19 protein-coding genes are annotated in these 12,293 nt (G+C 61.6%); 13 read left to right on the top strand and 6 right to left on the bottom strand.

Features of this window, described 5'->3' with window-relative positions:
* Positions 1 to 9 precede the first annotated feature (9 nt).
* The 5 genes from K5K89_RS17695 (at position 10) to K5K89_RS17675 (ending at position 2,866) form a co-directional block, all read left to right on the top strand.
* Positions 10 to 339, top strand: a complete 330-nt coding sequence (locus K5K89_RS17695; RefSeq protein WP_071490713.1) for a hypothetical protein — start codon at positions 10 to 12, stop codon at positions 337 to 339.
* Positions 340 to 440: 101 nt separating this feature from the next.
* The gene (locus tag K5K89_RS17690) at positions 441 to 1,136 is read left to right on the top strand and encodes a fumarylacetoacetate hydrolase family protein (RefSeq protein ID WP_071490707.1); all 696 of its coding nucleotides are present in this window, start codon (positions 441 to 443) and stop codon (positions 1,134 to 1,136) included.
* Positions 1,137 to 1,172: 36 nt separating this feature from the next.
* On the top strand, positions 1,173 to 2,081 hold the full coding sequence (locus tag K5K89_RS17685) for a helix-turn-helix transcriptional regulator (RefSeq protein WP_071490706.1): 909 nt from the start codon (positions 1,173 to 1,175) through the stop codon (positions 2,079 to 2,081).
* A 77-nt stretch (positions 2,082 to 2,158) separates the two neighbouring features.
* Entirely contained in the window at positions 2,159 to 2,605 is a 447-nt protein-coding gene (locus K5K89_RS17680; protein ID WP_071490705.1) for a GNAT family N-acetyltransferase, read from the top strand.
* 3 nt (positions 2,606 to 2,608) lie between these two features.
* The gene (locus K5K89_RS17675; RefSeq protein ID WP_071490704.1) at positions 2,609 to 2,866 is read left to right on the top strand and encodes a hypothetical protein; all 258 of its coding nucleotides are present in this window, start codon (positions 2,609 to 2,611) and stop codon (positions 2,864 to 2,866) included.
* A 266-nt stretch (positions 2,867 to 3,132) separates the two neighbouring features.
* Here K5K89_RS17675 and K5K89_RS17670 read toward each other — a convergent pair whose 3' ends face one another.
* Together K5K89_RS17670 and K5K89_RS17665 are read right to left on the bottom strand one after the other, a co-directional pair.
* On the bottom strand, positions 3,133 to 4,077 hold the full coding sequence (locus K5K89_RS17670; RefSeq protein WP_071490703.1) for a GGDEF domain-containing protein: 945 nt from the start codon (positions 4,075 to 4,077) through the stop codon (positions 3,133 to 3,135).
* Positions 4,078 to 4,222: 145 nt separating this feature from the next.
* Complete coding sequence (locus K5K89_RS17665; protein ID WP_170856113.1) at positions 4,223 to 4,363, bottom strand: hypothetical protein; 141 nt, start codon at positions 4,361 to 4,363, stop codon at positions 4,223 to 4,225.
* 198 nt (positions 4,364 to 4,561) lie between these two features.
* On the opposite strand from K5K89_RS17665, the gene K5K89_RS17660 reads away from it, so the two are divergent.
* The 4 genes from K5K89_RS17660 to K5K89_RS17645 are packed head-to-tail and all read left to right on the top strand — an operon-like array spanning position 4,562 to position 6,359.
* Positions 4,562 to 4,873, top strand: a complete 312-nt coding sequence (locus K5K89_RS17660) for a YXWGXW repeat-containing protein (RefSeq protein WP_071490702.1) — start codon at positions 4,562 to 4,564, stop codon at positions 4,871 to 4,873.
* 15 nt (positions 4,874 to 4,888) lie between these two features.
* Positions 4,889 to 5,467, top strand: coding sequence for an RNA polymerase sigma factor (locus tag K5K89_RS17655; RefSeq protein WP_071490701.1), 579 nt, complete (start codon positions 4,889 to 4,891; stop codon positions 5,465 to 5,467).
* Positions 5,464 to 5,895 (top strand): hypothetical protein, encoded by a 432-nt coding sequence (locus K5K89_RS17650; protein WP_071490700.1) that lies wholly within the window; start codon positions 5,464 to 5,466, stop codon positions 5,893 to 5,895. The genes K5K89_RS17655 and K5K89_RS17650 overlap by 4 nt, the downstream gene beginning before the upstream one ends.
* Positions 5,892 to 6,359, top strand: a complete 468-nt coding sequence (locus K5K89_RS17645) for a periplasmic heavy metal sensor (protein WP_071490699.1) — start codon at positions 5,892 to 5,894, stop codon at positions 6,357 to 6,359. The genes K5K89_RS17650 and K5K89_RS17645 overlap by 4 nt, the downstream gene beginning before the upstream one ends.
* Positions 6,360 to 6,395: 36 nt before the next feature.
* Here the strand turns inward: K5K89_RS17645 and K5K89_RS17640 are convergent, their stop codons facing one another.
* Positions 6,396 to 6,758, bottom strand: coding sequence for an NUDIX hydrolase (locus K5K89_RS17640; RefSeq protein WP_071490698.1), 363 nt, complete (start codon positions 6,756 to 6,758; stop codon positions 6,396 to 6,398).
* Between the two features lie 127 nt (positions 6,759 to 6,885).
* Here K5K89_RS17640 and K5K89_RS17635 point away from each other — a divergent pair, with 127 nt between their 5' ends.
* Together K5K89_RS17635 and K5K89_RS17630 are read left to right on the top strand one after the other, a co-directional pair.
* Entirely contained in the window at positions 6,886 to 7,866 is a 981-nt protein-coding gene (locus K5K89_RS17635) for a Gfo/Idh/MocA family protein (protein WP_222539919.1), read from the top strand.
* 36 nt (positions 7,867 to 7,902) lie between these two features.
* The gene (locus K5K89_RS17630; protein WP_092248831.1) at positions 7,903 to 8,532 is read left to right on the top strand and encodes a ribonuclease T2 family protein; all 630 of its coding nucleotides are present in this window, start codon (positions 7,903 to 7,905) and stop codon (positions 8,530 to 8,532) included.
* A gap of 26 nt (positions 8,533 to 8,558) precedes the next feature.
* Here the strand turns inward: K5K89_RS17630 and K5K89_RS17625 are convergent, their stop codons facing one another.
* Entirely contained in the window at positions 8,559 to 9,257 is a 699-nt protein-coding gene (locus tag K5K89_RS17625) for an SDR family oxidoreductase (protein ID WP_222539918.1), read from the bottom strand.
* Between the two features lie 106 nt (positions 9,258 to 9,363).
* Here K5K89_RS17625 and K5K89_RS17620 point away from each other — a divergent pair, with 106 nt between their 5' ends.
* Positions 9,364 to 9,798 carry a winged helix-turn-helix transcriptional regulator gene (locus K5K89_RS17620; RefSeq protein WP_222539917.1) on the top strand — a complete coding sequence of 145 codons (435 nt, stop codon included), beginning with the start codon at positions 9,364 to 9,366 and terminating at the stop codon, positions 9,796 to 9,798.
* An 8-nt stretch (positions 9,799 to 9,806) separates the two neighbouring features.
* Here the strand turns inward: K5K89_RS17620 and K5K89_RS17615 are convergent, their stop codons facing one another.
* On the bottom strand, positions 9,807 to 10,649 hold the full coding sequence (locus tag K5K89_RS17615; protein ID WP_071490693.1) for an alpha/beta fold hydrolase: 843 nt from the start codon (positions 10,647 to 10,649) through the stop codon (positions 9,807 to 9,809).
* A gap of 226 nt (positions 10,650 to 10,875) precedes the next feature.
* Here K5K89_RS17615 and K5K89_RS17610 point away from each other — a divergent pair, with 226 nt between their 5' ends.
* A complete protein-coding gene (locus K5K89_RS17610; RefSeq protein ID WP_071490692.1) occupies positions 10,876 to 11,463 on the top strand; it encodes a LysE family translocator in 588 nt (195 codons plus the stop codon).
* Here the strand turns inward: K5K89_RS17610 and K5K89_RS17605 are convergent.
* A complete protein-coding gene (locus K5K89_RS17605) occupies positions 11,405 to 12,280 on the bottom strand; it encodes an AraC family transcriptional regulator (protein ID WP_222539916.1) in 876 nt (291 codons plus the stop codon). The two genes, K5K89_RS17610 and K5K89_RS17605, sit on opposite strands and share 59 nt — an antisense overlap.
* Positions 12,281 to 12,293: the final 13 nt, after the last annotated feature.

The following is a 12,293-nucleotide window of genomic DNA, read 5'->3' as shown; positions in this document are numbered from 1 at the left end:
GGGATGCAAATGCGCACTGTTGGAATCATGCTGATCGCCTGCTCCCTGGCCGGCGGCGCGGCAGCCGTGCAGGCTCGGGAGCTGCGCGAGGGTGACAAGTACATGTGCAGTTGGGGCGCCGGCACCGCGGCCAGGGCCCAGGAGTTGAAACTGTCGGGGGTGTCGCTGTACGCGGCGCGGCAGAAGATCCAGAGCATGAAGTTCAACAAATCCTGGATGCGCATGATGGCCATGGGCATCACCGAACAGACCTACGACAGCCGTTCGCGGCTCAAGCCCGAGGCGATTCGCCGGGGTTTCTATCAGGATTGCGTGCGCTACAAGGTCGCACGCAAATGATCGAGCAAGCACCGCCCCGTGCAAAATCTGCGTAAGCCAGTCCAACTTTCCCTCGGCGCCCCTGGCCATACTGGCGCCAGGCAAACCCAGAGGCACAGGCCATGACTGACTACGTATTCATCCCCGCACCAACCCCATCCCTCGCAGTACAGGGCAGTGATGCGCGCTTCCCGCTGCGCCGTGTGTTCTGCGTGGGCCGCAACTACAGTGAGCATGCGCGTGAGATGGGTCACGACCCGGACCGCGAGCCGCCCTTTTTCTTTATGAAACCGGCGGATGCCGTGGTGCCCGCCGAAGGTATGATCGCCTACCCACCGCTGACCGCCGACCTGCACCATGAAGTGGAACTGGTGGTGGCCATCGGCAAGGACGGCGTGGATATCAGTCCGGAACAGGCGGTTTCCCACATCTGGGGGTATGGCGTTGGCGTCGATCTGACCCGCCGCGACCTGCAAGCCCATGCGAAAAAACTCTCGCGGCCGTGGGAGTGGGCCAAGGCGTTTGATGCGTCTGCGCCGAGTACCGCATTGCGCCCGGTGAGCGCGGTAGGGCATCCGTCCAGCGGAAAAATCTGGCTTGATGTCAATGGCGAACAGCGTCAGGTGGGCGACCTGGCCGACCAGATCTGGTCGGTCAGCGAAGTGATCAGCCATGCCTCAAGGTCTGTCGCGCTGAAGGCGGGCGACCTGATCTTCACCGGCACCCCCGCAGGTGTCGGTGCCTTGCAGCCGGGCGATATGGTTACGGCGGGCATCGAGGGCATCGGCGAGTTGCAGTTCACCCTCGGCCAGGCTTGAGGCTAAAGTGGTGACCCGGCCACCCGAGAGACCGTTATGCCAGGCACCCGCGTTACCACCTACGGCATGCAGCAGCGCAGCGACCGCTCCGACTTCTACATCCGCGACAAGCGCGGGCGGGCGGCGCTGACCAGCCCGCATCGGCATGAATACTTCCAGATCCAGATCAACCTTGGCGGCGACACCGTGCAGCACATTGGTGGCGCGGTGCGGCCGTTTCCGCGCAAGGCCCTTGCCTTTATCCTGCCCCATCGCCTGCATGTGATTCCCCATCCCGAAGACGGCGAGTTCATGCTGATCAACTTCAGTCAGGGGTTTTTCCTGCCGCAACTGACCTGCGACCCCCTCGACCTGGAAGACATTCCCATCGGCCAGGCGCCTGAGCTTTCGCCGTTTCGCTTCCAGGAACAGCTGGACTTCATCCTCGATGACGCGGCGTTTGAGCAGGTGCAACGCTGGCTCGTTCACATGCGCGAACTGGACGCCCACCGTGCCTTTGGCGCCCGCGAGCGTCTCAAGGGCTACCTGTTTCAACTGATCGGCCTGGTCTGCGAACAGTATGCCGCGCCGTTGCAGGCGTTCGCCGCCAACAATGCCACCCGGCGCGGGCGCAAGGATGCGTTGGCGCGGGTGCAACGCTACATCCGCGAGCATCTGCACGAGCCGACCCTCAACCTTACCGACGCGGCGGCGGCGGCGTTCCTGTCACCCAACTACCTCACGCACCTGTTGCGCAAGGAGACTGGCAAGCCGTTTTCGCAACTGGTGCTCGACCGCCGCCTGCAGTTGGCGCGCACCTTGTTGCTCAACAGTGCGCAGATGATCGGTCCCATTGCGCACCGCTGCGGGTTTACCGATGAAGCGTACTTCTCCCGCTGCTTCCGCAAGGCCCATGGCCTGGCCCCAGGGCAATTCCGTCGCCAGCAACATGGCCAGGCCTTGTAGGGCGGCGGTTTTACAAATCCACGACAATCGCTGTGTTTCAATTTACATACAATTGGGTCCTTCATTGGGAGGCCAGTATGCAAACGCTTATCCGCGCGGCGACGCAGGACGATGTCGACACGCTCTTCACCCTTCGCACCTCGGTGGTGCAAAACCATCTGAGTGTCGAACAGATGGCCGAGTTGGGCATCACCCCAGAGGTGTTGGCTGACCGCATCCGCGAAGCCCCCTGCGTATGGATCGCCGAAGTGGATGGCCGGCCCGTGGCCTTCAGCATGGTCGACCTGGCAACCGGCGAGGTGTTCGCGATGTTCGTATTGCCGTCTCACGAGAACCTGGGGCTGGGGCGTCGACTGATGGAGGTGGCCGAAGCCGCACTGTTTAAACACCATGACAGGTTGTTTCTGATCACCGATGGGCGCGACGAAATCCGGGCCAACGGGTTTTACCAACGCCTGGGCTGGACGCTGGCGGCGCAGGTCGAGGACGGCGACGTGCGTTATGAAAAGAGCAGGGCGCAGTGAGCCATGAGTCCATCCGAGCCGCCGTCCAACAACTTTCGCTACTTCGTGATCGGAGTGCTTTGCGCGGCGGTGTTGCTGGGGGTCTATTTTGTGCAGCTCAATGCCCAGGTAGACCGCGAGCGGGATGCGACCAATGAGCGCTTGGCGCTGTGTCGACAGGTGGAAAGTGTGGCGCGCTCGGTGTTGCCCAATAGCCTCGATACACAAGATGCCTGCGAACAGTTGAGCGAGCGTATATCGAAAAGTGTGAAGTCGCCTTAACTCAATAACCCTTTCTTATCAGTGGAAATAGCACCAGTAGTTGCACCAAAAAGTGGCAATTATAGGGTTGGCTACCTTAAAAAACGTGTGGTTATTGAATGACTTACAGCGCTTTTAATCCGACGAAAGGATTAAAATAATCTTGTTACAGCTTTTTACAATCGTTACTATAGCCGGGCGTTCACCTCCCACGGTTTATGCATTTTTAAATCCCAAGTTTCCATCAGCTACTTGGGATTTTTTTTGCCTGGGATTTGACCTTCGCGTCAAACTTCACTGTCGGTGAACTCCGCGCGCATTCGTCCATTGCGTTTGGCCTGGTACAGCAACTTGTCGACCTCTTCGACGAACCCCAGCATCGGCGTATCAGGTTTGACGATACGTGTGCCCACGCCCAGGCTCAGGCTAAGGAGGTTCGACACCGCCGAATAACCATGCTCGATCTGTTGCTGGCGGATCAGGTGCAGACAGCGTTGAGCCACCTGCCTGGCCGATTGCGCATCGGTTTCCGGCAGCAACCACACGAACTCTTCGCCGCCGATGCGCGCAATGAAATCCCGTGGCCGATTGGCCGCCTGGGACAAGGTGTGTGCCACCTGGCGCAGGCACTCATCGCCTTTGATATGGCCGTAGTGGTCGTTGTACTGCTTGAAAAAATCGATATCCAGAATGATCAACGACAGTGGCAACTGGCTGCGCTGGGCACTGGCCCACTCCCGTTCCAGCACGGTGTCGAACATGCGGCGGTTGGCGATACCGGTCAGGCCATCCTGGTACGAATATTCCTCGAGTTGTTTCTGCAAGCGCACCAGGTGCTCTTCGGTCTTCTTGCGCTCGCTGATATCGAACATGAAACCGATCAGCGCCTCGACCTCGCCGTCCTTGCGCACCACGTGCACCACATCGCGGATCCACACGTAGTCGCCATTCACCGTCAGCGCGCGGTAATCCGCTTCGTGGTCGACCCCGGCGCGGGACTGCGATACGCAGAAATCCACCACATATTCACGGTCGTCCGGGTGCATGCGCTCGACCCAGTCGTCCACGCTGACCCAGCTTTGCGGGGTCCAGCCGAGCAACTCCTCGATCTGCGGGCCGATATAGCTGAAGGTCATGCTCTGCCAATCAATACGCCAGGGAATGGCCTTGGTCGACTCCAGCAAGGTCTTGTACACATCGCTGTCGGGCTGGCTCGGAGGGTCGATGCTCATGGGGCGGCTGCTCTGGATGATGGCGAAAAGCCAAGAGCGTCTTTCGATCGGGGCGCCGAGTCAAGCCTTCGGCGGTGCAGCAGACGAGAGGTCGCCGGACGGGGCGACCCTCTGTTGACCGGGGTATCCGGTGTACTGCGCTGGGTCAGGCATCGACGGTGTGGCTCGGGGCATCGAGCGCGCCGTAGTAGCGCCAGCAGCAATGGCGATGTTCCGGCAAGATCACGCAGCCACTGAGGCTGACGATCAGCAGTGCGGCAACCAGCATGTAAAGTCGGCGATACATGGTGTTTCCTCTTGGGTTGATCAGCGTTAATCCTTCAACGCGGCCACCGGCATAAATCCGTCGCAAAGCTTTCAAACATTTCATCAAGCCCTGCCACCCCCTGAGCAATACTGCCAAAAAATCTGCGACGGATTTTCCCGCCCCCGCCGTTCAACCCATCAGCACCCGCACTTTCGCGTGTTGCATGAAGGAGTTGCCATGAGACCCCTGGCCAAATTGCGCTATGCCTTGCTTGCTCCGCTGGCCCTTGCCGCGCTTGTCAGCACCCCTGTGTTTGCCCAGACCGAAATCATCATCCGCCAGGCACCGCCACCGGAACGCGTGGAAGTGATCCCCGTGGAGCGCCCGGGTTACGCCTGGGACCGCGGCCACTGGCGCTGGGAAGGGCACGGCTATGGGTGGGTGCCTGGGCACTGGCAGCCGGTGATGCGCAATGCGCGTTGGGAACCGGGCCATTGGGAGGCTCACGGCCCCAATTGGTACTGGCGTGAAGGGCATTGGATACGCTGACCGAGAATTGCCCGATTGAAAGACACTGATCCGGACGTTGAACTGCTGGCGCGCATCGGTAACAACGAACCGGCGGCCGTCAACGAAATGGTGACGCGCAAACTGCCGCGTCTGCTGGCGCTCGCCGGCCGGATCCTGGGGGATGCCGACGAAGCCAGGGACGTGGCCCAGGAAAGCTTCCTGCGCATCTGGCGCCACGCCGCCAGTTGGCGCAGTGGCGAGGCGCGCTTCGACACCTGGCTGCACCGGGTGGCGCTCAACCTGTGCCACGACCGTCTGCGCCGGCGCAAGGAGCGCCCGTTGGAGGACGAGGAAGCGTTGGCGCTGACAGACAGCGCACTGACGCCGGATGAACAGCTGGAAGCCGCCGACCGCAGCGCCCGGATGGCTGCCGCCCTGGCGGCGCTGCCTGAGCGTCAGCGCGAAGCGATTGTGTTGCAGTACTACCAGGAGCTGTCGAACATCGACGCCGCGGCCCTGATGAACATCAGCGTCGAGGCACTGGAGAGCCTGCTGTCGCGGGCCCGACGCCAGTTGCGCAGCCAACTTGCCGACACACCCGGGCTTGCCCGCCCAGGAAGGGGAAAACCATGACACCCGAACGTTTTGCTTACCTGGCCGACGCCTATGGCGCCGACCTGCACCGCTGGCCCCGCGCTGAACAGCCCGCAGCCCAGGCTTTGCTGGACAGCGGCAATGTGCTTGCGCATGAGGCCCAGCAACAGGCGCGCTGGCTCGACGGTCAACTGGACAGCCATCAACTGGCCTACGTCGATCCTTCGCTGGCGCGGCAGATTCGGCTGTCGGCCCCGCGCGGCCATTCATTCTGGTCGCGCTATGCCCGCTGGTTGTCGCCGGCCGGCCTGGTAGGCGTGGGTGTCGCGGGCATCGTCACCGGGATGCTGGTGGCCTCCCTGAGCGTGCCGCTGCCGATGCTGTCGTCCGAGGTGTTGCCCAGCGTCTTCGATCAAGGCGATGCGCAAGTCATCTTTACCGTCAATGCCGAGGACACCGAGCAATGAGCCTGAAGTCCCTCAAACCCTGGCTGCTGGCCTCGGTCTTGCTCAACGTGTTCCTGATCGGCGGCGTCGGCGGTGGCCTCTACCACTGGATGGCCAGCGCCAAGCCCGCGGAGGCGGTGGTCAACCAGCACGGCTTGCGCCAGGCGATGATCAAGCTGCCGCCGGAGCGCCGCCGGGAATTGCGCCAACTGCTGCGGCACAACCGGGCCGACAGCCAGCCGCTGATCATGGCCGGGCGTGAAGCGCGCATGGGCGTGATCAAGCAATTGGAAGCGCCGACCCTGGATCGGGATGTGCTGGTGGCGGAACTGGCCAAGGCCCGTGAAGCCGACATGGCGCTGCGTGCGTTGGTGGACACGACGTTGGCGCAGTTCGCCAGCACGTTGCCTCGGGAGGAGCGGCAGAAGTTAGTGGAGGCATTGTATCTGCGGGGGCAGGCGGCAGGCCGCAAGCCTCAGTCTTGAACGTGGCGCTTGTAGGTCTGCGCCCAGAGCGCTGAACTACAGGCGACGCAGGAAGGATTTGACGATGTGGCGGGTGGCGTCGGTGGTGTCCAGCTCGTCCATGGCGCCATAGGGGTGCCACTGGCAATCGACTATTTCATTGCAAGGTTTTGCATCGGCGACGTTCACCACCGACGCTTCGAACACGTGGTGCACGGTGTCGCGGGCCTTGAGTTCCTGCAAATACAGCAAGCCGTCCACGTTCAATCCGGTTTCTTCTTCCAGCTCGCGTTCGGCCGCGCCGACCGGGCGCTCGTTGCGTTCGACCTTGCCTCCCGGCAATGCCCATTTTGATCTGGCCTTGCGCACGAAGAGGATATTCCCCTCGTGTTCGCAAATGACCGTTGCACGTATTTTCATCGTCTGTGCCCCCGCAGCGGGATGAGTGTCATAAAAGTGTAATGCAATTGTCATGCTAAGTGCTTATGGCACTGACGTGTGGGGATGTGGATACTGCCCGATTGATCAAAACGCACGAGGAGGGCAGATGAGCACCGTACGCTGGGGCATGATCGGCTGTGGCAGTGTCACTGAATTGAAGAGTGGACCGGCTTTCTACAAAGCGCCAGGTTCTGCGCTGGTGGCTGTGATGGGGCGCCGCGAAGCGGCGGTGCGTGATTATGCGGCACGCCATGGCATTGCGCGTTTCTACACCGACGCCCAGGCGCTGATCAACGACCCCGAGGTGGACGCGGTGTACATCGCCACGCCGCCGGACAGCCATCTCGAATACAGCCTGATGGTCGCGGCGGCCGGCAAGCATTGCTGCGTCGAGAAGCCCATGTCGCTCAACGCCGAGCAGAGCGCGTTGATGCAGCGCACCTTCGAGCGTGCCGGGCTGTATCTGTTTGTGTCCTATTACCGCCGTTCACTGCCGCGTTTCCACCAAGTGCGCGACTGGTTGCGAGATGGGCGCATCGGCGAACTGCGCCACCTGACCTGGACCTTGTGCAAGCCACCGGGTGCCGACGACGCCAGCCCCGCCAACTGGCGCACTGACCCGACCATCGCTGGCGGTGGTTACTTCGCCGACCTGGCCAGCCATGGTTTCGACCTGTTCCAGTACCTGGCCGGGGACATCGTTGAGGTCACAGGCTTTACCGCGCGACAAGCCGGGCGCTATGCGGCCGAGGATGCAGTGACGGCGTGCTGGACGTTCAGTTCGGGCGCACTGGGCATGGGCTGCTGGAATTTTGTCGCGGACCGTCGCGAGGACCGGGTGGAACTGATCGGCAGCCGTGGGCGCATCCGATTCTCGGTCTTCGAAGACCAGCCGCTGCACCTTGAGGGTGAATCGTGCGAAGTGCTGGAAGTGCCGTGCCACGCGCATATCCAGTGGCACCACGTGTTGGCGATGAACGCACATATCCGTGGCGAAGCCGAGCACCCATCGCTGGGTATCGAAGCGTTGAAGACCGATCGGATCCTGGACAAGGTGCTACAACGTAACCCCCATCGTCCTGAGTAGGCGCGTTAGGGTTGTTTTTTTCCAAGGAATAGACAAATGAAATACTGGATGGCGATGTGGCTGGTGCTGGCCACCAGTGCGATGGCGGCTCCGCGCAGCCAAGGCACACCGGGGGAGTTTGATTTTTATGTGCTGTCGTTGTCGTGGTCGCCGACCTTTTGCCTGACGCACCCGGACAACGAGCAATGTTCCGGCAAGGGTTACGGTTTTGTATTGCATGGTCTGTGGCCGCAGTATGCGCGTGGCGGCTGGCCGGCATCCTGTGCGCCGCAGTCGCCGTTGAGTCGTGAAGAAATCGAGAAGGGCGCAACACTGTTTCCGACCCGTGCATTGCTCAAGCATGAATGGTCCAAGCATGGCACCTGCAGTGGCCTGGAACCGTCGGCCTACCTGGAAAAAACCGACCAGGCGCTGGGGGTGGTGAGCATTCCGCAGCAACTGCAGCCGTTCAATACGCCGCCGGCGTTGCAGGCCAGTGAGATCGAGGCGTTGTTCCGTGAGAGCAACCCGCGCATGGGCAATCATGGGCTGGCAGTCATCTGCAAAGGCAAAGTGCTGTCCGAGGTGCGGGTATGCCTGACCAAGGACCTGGCCTTTGCTGGTTGCCCGCGCAGTGTGAAAACCCAGTGCCGCGATGGCGACGTCCGGATTCCCGCGCAGCGGTGATAAGCCGCTGGCGGGCATCGGGTTGATCAGTTGTTGAGGTAGACCGGGCTGTCGGTGGACAACGAGGCCTTCACGGCCAGGGTCATGTCGGTGATCAGCACTTCCTCGCGGTCTTCGCTCAGGGCCTTGAGGGTGATGGCGACTACGTCCTGGGGCGTGCTCTTCGGCGCCTGCACGTCTGCCACCATATCGGTGTCGATGTAGGCGGGGTGCACGCCGATCACCAGGGTCTTCTGTTCGCGCAGTTCGCCGCGCAGTCCATTGGTCAGGCCCCACTGGGCGGACTTGGAGGCGCTGTAGCCGCCAGTGCCGGGCGGGCTGAGCCAGCTCAATACCGACAGCACATTGATCAGCGCGCCGCCGCCTTGCCTGGCCAGGATCGGCGCAAAGGCACGGCTGACGCGCAGGGTGCCGAAGGTGTTCACGTCAAAGTGCTGTTGCAGGTTTTCGACGCTGTCTTCAGCCAGCAGCGCGCCGTATTTCAGGAACCCCGCGTTGTTGATCACCACGTCTACATCGGTGCACTGCTCGGCGGCGCGCTGCACGCTGGCCTGGTCGGTGATGTCCAGGGCAATCGGCGTGCTGCCGGGGAGGTTCACGCTGCCTGGATCGCGTGCGCCGGCGTAGACCTTGGCCGCGCCGGCTTCCAGCAAGGCAATGACGAATGCTTTACCCAGGCCGCGATTGGCGCCGGTGACCAGTACCACTTTTCCACGAATATCCATGATGCGCTCCAGACAGTTAATTAGGTTTAATAATGAAACCGTTTTTATCCTGAGCCTGTTGGTCCTATAATGCAACCTTATTTTGCAAGTGCCCGGAGGCCCGACGATGAAACGCAAATGCCTGGAAGGCGATGGCTGCCCGGTTGCCCGCGCCCTGGACGTGGTGGGCGACTGGTGGACGTTGTTGATCATCCGCGACGCCTTTGCCGGAGTAACACGTTTCGGTGATTTTCAAAAACACCTGGGCGTGGCGAAAAACATCCTCGCCACACGGCTCAAGGACATGGTCGAGCAAGGTTTGTTGCAGACCAGCGAAGTCGGCGCACGCAGCGAATACCAACTCACCGACAAGGGCCGTGCGCTGATGCCGGTGCTGGTGACGCTGGCGCAATGGGGCCAGGCCTATACCGAGCCGGAGGATGTCGGCGCGCAAGTCTTGGATGCGCGCTCGCTCAAGCCACTGCGCAAGGTCGAGATCCTCGCCGAGGATGGCCGGGTGTTGGGCATCGGCGACATCGTCACCCAGATGCCCGGGGCTTGAGGCGGTGCCTATTTGCCGTCGAGGAAGCCCAGCAGTGCTGCGTTGAACAACGCCGGGTCTTGCAGGAACGCAAAGTGGCTGGTGTTCGGCAGGATCAGCAGGCCGGCGCCGGGGATGGTTGCGGCCATGTACTCGGTGTGTTCGCGCTTGATCGCTTCGTCATGGTCGCCATCGGCAATCAGGATCGGCGTCTTGATGCTTTGCAATTGTGCGTCAGTCCAGTTCGGCTGGCTGGCCCACATATGGCTGATCTGCTCGACAAACGCGTCGTACTCTTTCGGCGTCGGCGACAGCTTGGCGTACTCCTTGCCGGCGCGCTCGATGAAGGCGGCGAAGGTCGGGTTCTTCTCGACGCCTTCCTTCACCCCAGCGGTCTGGGTGTTGGCGGCGAAGGCGAAGACTTTGCCGAGGCGGTCCGGGTGACGCAGGGCCAGGTCGATGCCGATAATGGCGCCGTCGCTCCAGCCGACGATGTCGGCGCGGGGGATTTTCAGGTGGTCGAGCACGGCCACCACGTCATCGGCCATCAAGTCATAACCATAGGGTTTTTCGTCCCGCGAGCTGCGTCCGTGGCCGCGGCTGTCGATACTGATCACCGTGTGCCTGGCTGCCAGGGCCTTGACCTGATTACCCCAGTAATCGGAGTTGGACAGGCCGCCATGCAGCAGCACCACCGGCGAGCCATGGCCGGTACGGGTGTAGTAGACCTTGATGCCGTTGACGGCGGCATAGCCGGTCTTGGCACCGGCCACGGGGGCGGGTGTTGGCGGCAGCGTTTCCCAGCGCTCAGCGGCTTGGGCGGCGGAAAAACACAACATCAGACAGGCGGCTGCCAGCAGGCGACGTGACATGGCGGTTCCTTTTTTTGATCAGTAGGAATTGAACTCTAGCATCGGCCCCCGCACGGCAAATACGCATTTTTGCCTATCACAATCGCCTGTGCGAAAGAAAAAAATACAGTTATATCAATGGAATAAAAGCGTCTAAGCGAGCGAGGGGCATTTTCTTCAATACCTCGACCGAGCGGCCCCTTTACCGTGGTCCCATCGTCACCCGCTCGAATAACAAGGAACTGCAATGAGTCTGATCATTTCCATGGCTGCCTTCGCACTCGCCACGTCTATCACCCCCGGCCCGGTGAATGTGGTTGCACTGAGTTCGGGGGCGCGTTTCGGTTTTGTCGCCAGCCAGAAACACGTCTTGGGGGCCGCCGTGGGCTTCACCTTGCTGCTGGTGTTGATTGGCCTGGGGTTGCATGAGGTGCTGATACGTTGGCCGATACTGACCCAATTGATCCAGTGGGGCGGGGTGGCTTTTCTGCTGTACATGGCCTGGAAACTGGCGGTGGACGATGGTCGGTTGGACGCCGATGGCAGTGCCACGGCGCCGTCGATGCTGTACGGCGCGATCATGCAGTGGCTCAACCCCAAGGCCTGGCTGGCGTGTGTGGCCGGGATGGGGTTGTTCGTCGCTGATGGCGATGCACGGCAGGTGTGGTTGTTTGCCGGGCTCTACCTGGTGATCTGCTATCTGTCGGTGGCGTGCTGGGCCTATGCCGGCACGTTTCTGCGGCGCTACCTGGGCAACCCCCAGGGCGTGCGCATATTCAACCGTTCAATGGCCGCGTTGCTGGTGGCCAGTGTGGGTTATTTGCTGATGGCTTGAGCACGTCGCGGTATTGCCCTGGCGTTGCGGCGAAATGCCGTTTGAACGCGCGCTGGAAATGCGCCTGGTCGGCAAACCCCGCCGCCAGGGCCACGTCGGCGATGGGCGCGCCCTGACGCAATCGGGCGCGAGCGAACTGGATACGCTGGTTGACCAGGAAGGCATGGGGTGTCAGCCCGTAATATTGCTTGAAGGCGCGGATCAGGTAGGACGGCGACAGTTCGGCCGCCAGGCAGATGTCTTCCAGCTTCACCCCTTCGGTGCAGTGCGTGCGGATGTACTCGGCGGCCCGCTCCAGCTTGTGGTTGACCTCGCGCAGCGGGGTGCCGGCTGGGTTGAGGCGCTGTTGTACGTCGCTGAAGTAACTCACCAGCGCGTCCTGTTTCTGCAAGTGCTCGGCCTGTTCATCGACCAGAATGCGGTACAACTCCAGCAAGCCACGGTACAGCACGGCGTCCTGGGTATGGGGCGTATTGAACGGTCGGTAACCCTGGTCGGTGCTGAAGCCCAACTGATGCTGCAACTCCGTCAGCCAGGGCGTGTCGATGTACAGCATCTGGTAGGACCACGGCTCATTGTCGATGGGGTTGCAGGCGTGCACATCGCCCGGATTCATCAACACCACCGTGCCGGCGCTGATCTGGAATGTCTCGCTGCCGTAGTGGTAATAGCTGCGCCCGGTGGTGATCGCGCCGATGGAAAAATGCTCGTGGGCATGCCGGCTGTAGGTGACCTTGCGCCCATCGGCGATGGTCCGTGCCTCGATAAAGGCCAGCGCGGGGTCACGCCAGAAATACGGAGCAGTGGCAGCAGTCATGGGCGGGGGCTTC

This window comes from Pseudomonas sp. DR208, from assembly GCF_019823005.1.
In the GTDB taxonomy this organism is placed as follows: domain Bacteria; phylum Pseudomonadota; class Gammaproteobacteria; order Pseudomonadales; family Pseudomonadaceae; genus Aquipseudomonas; species Aquipseudomonas extremorientalis.
This window is presented reverse-complemented; position numbering and strand designations above follow the sequence as displayed.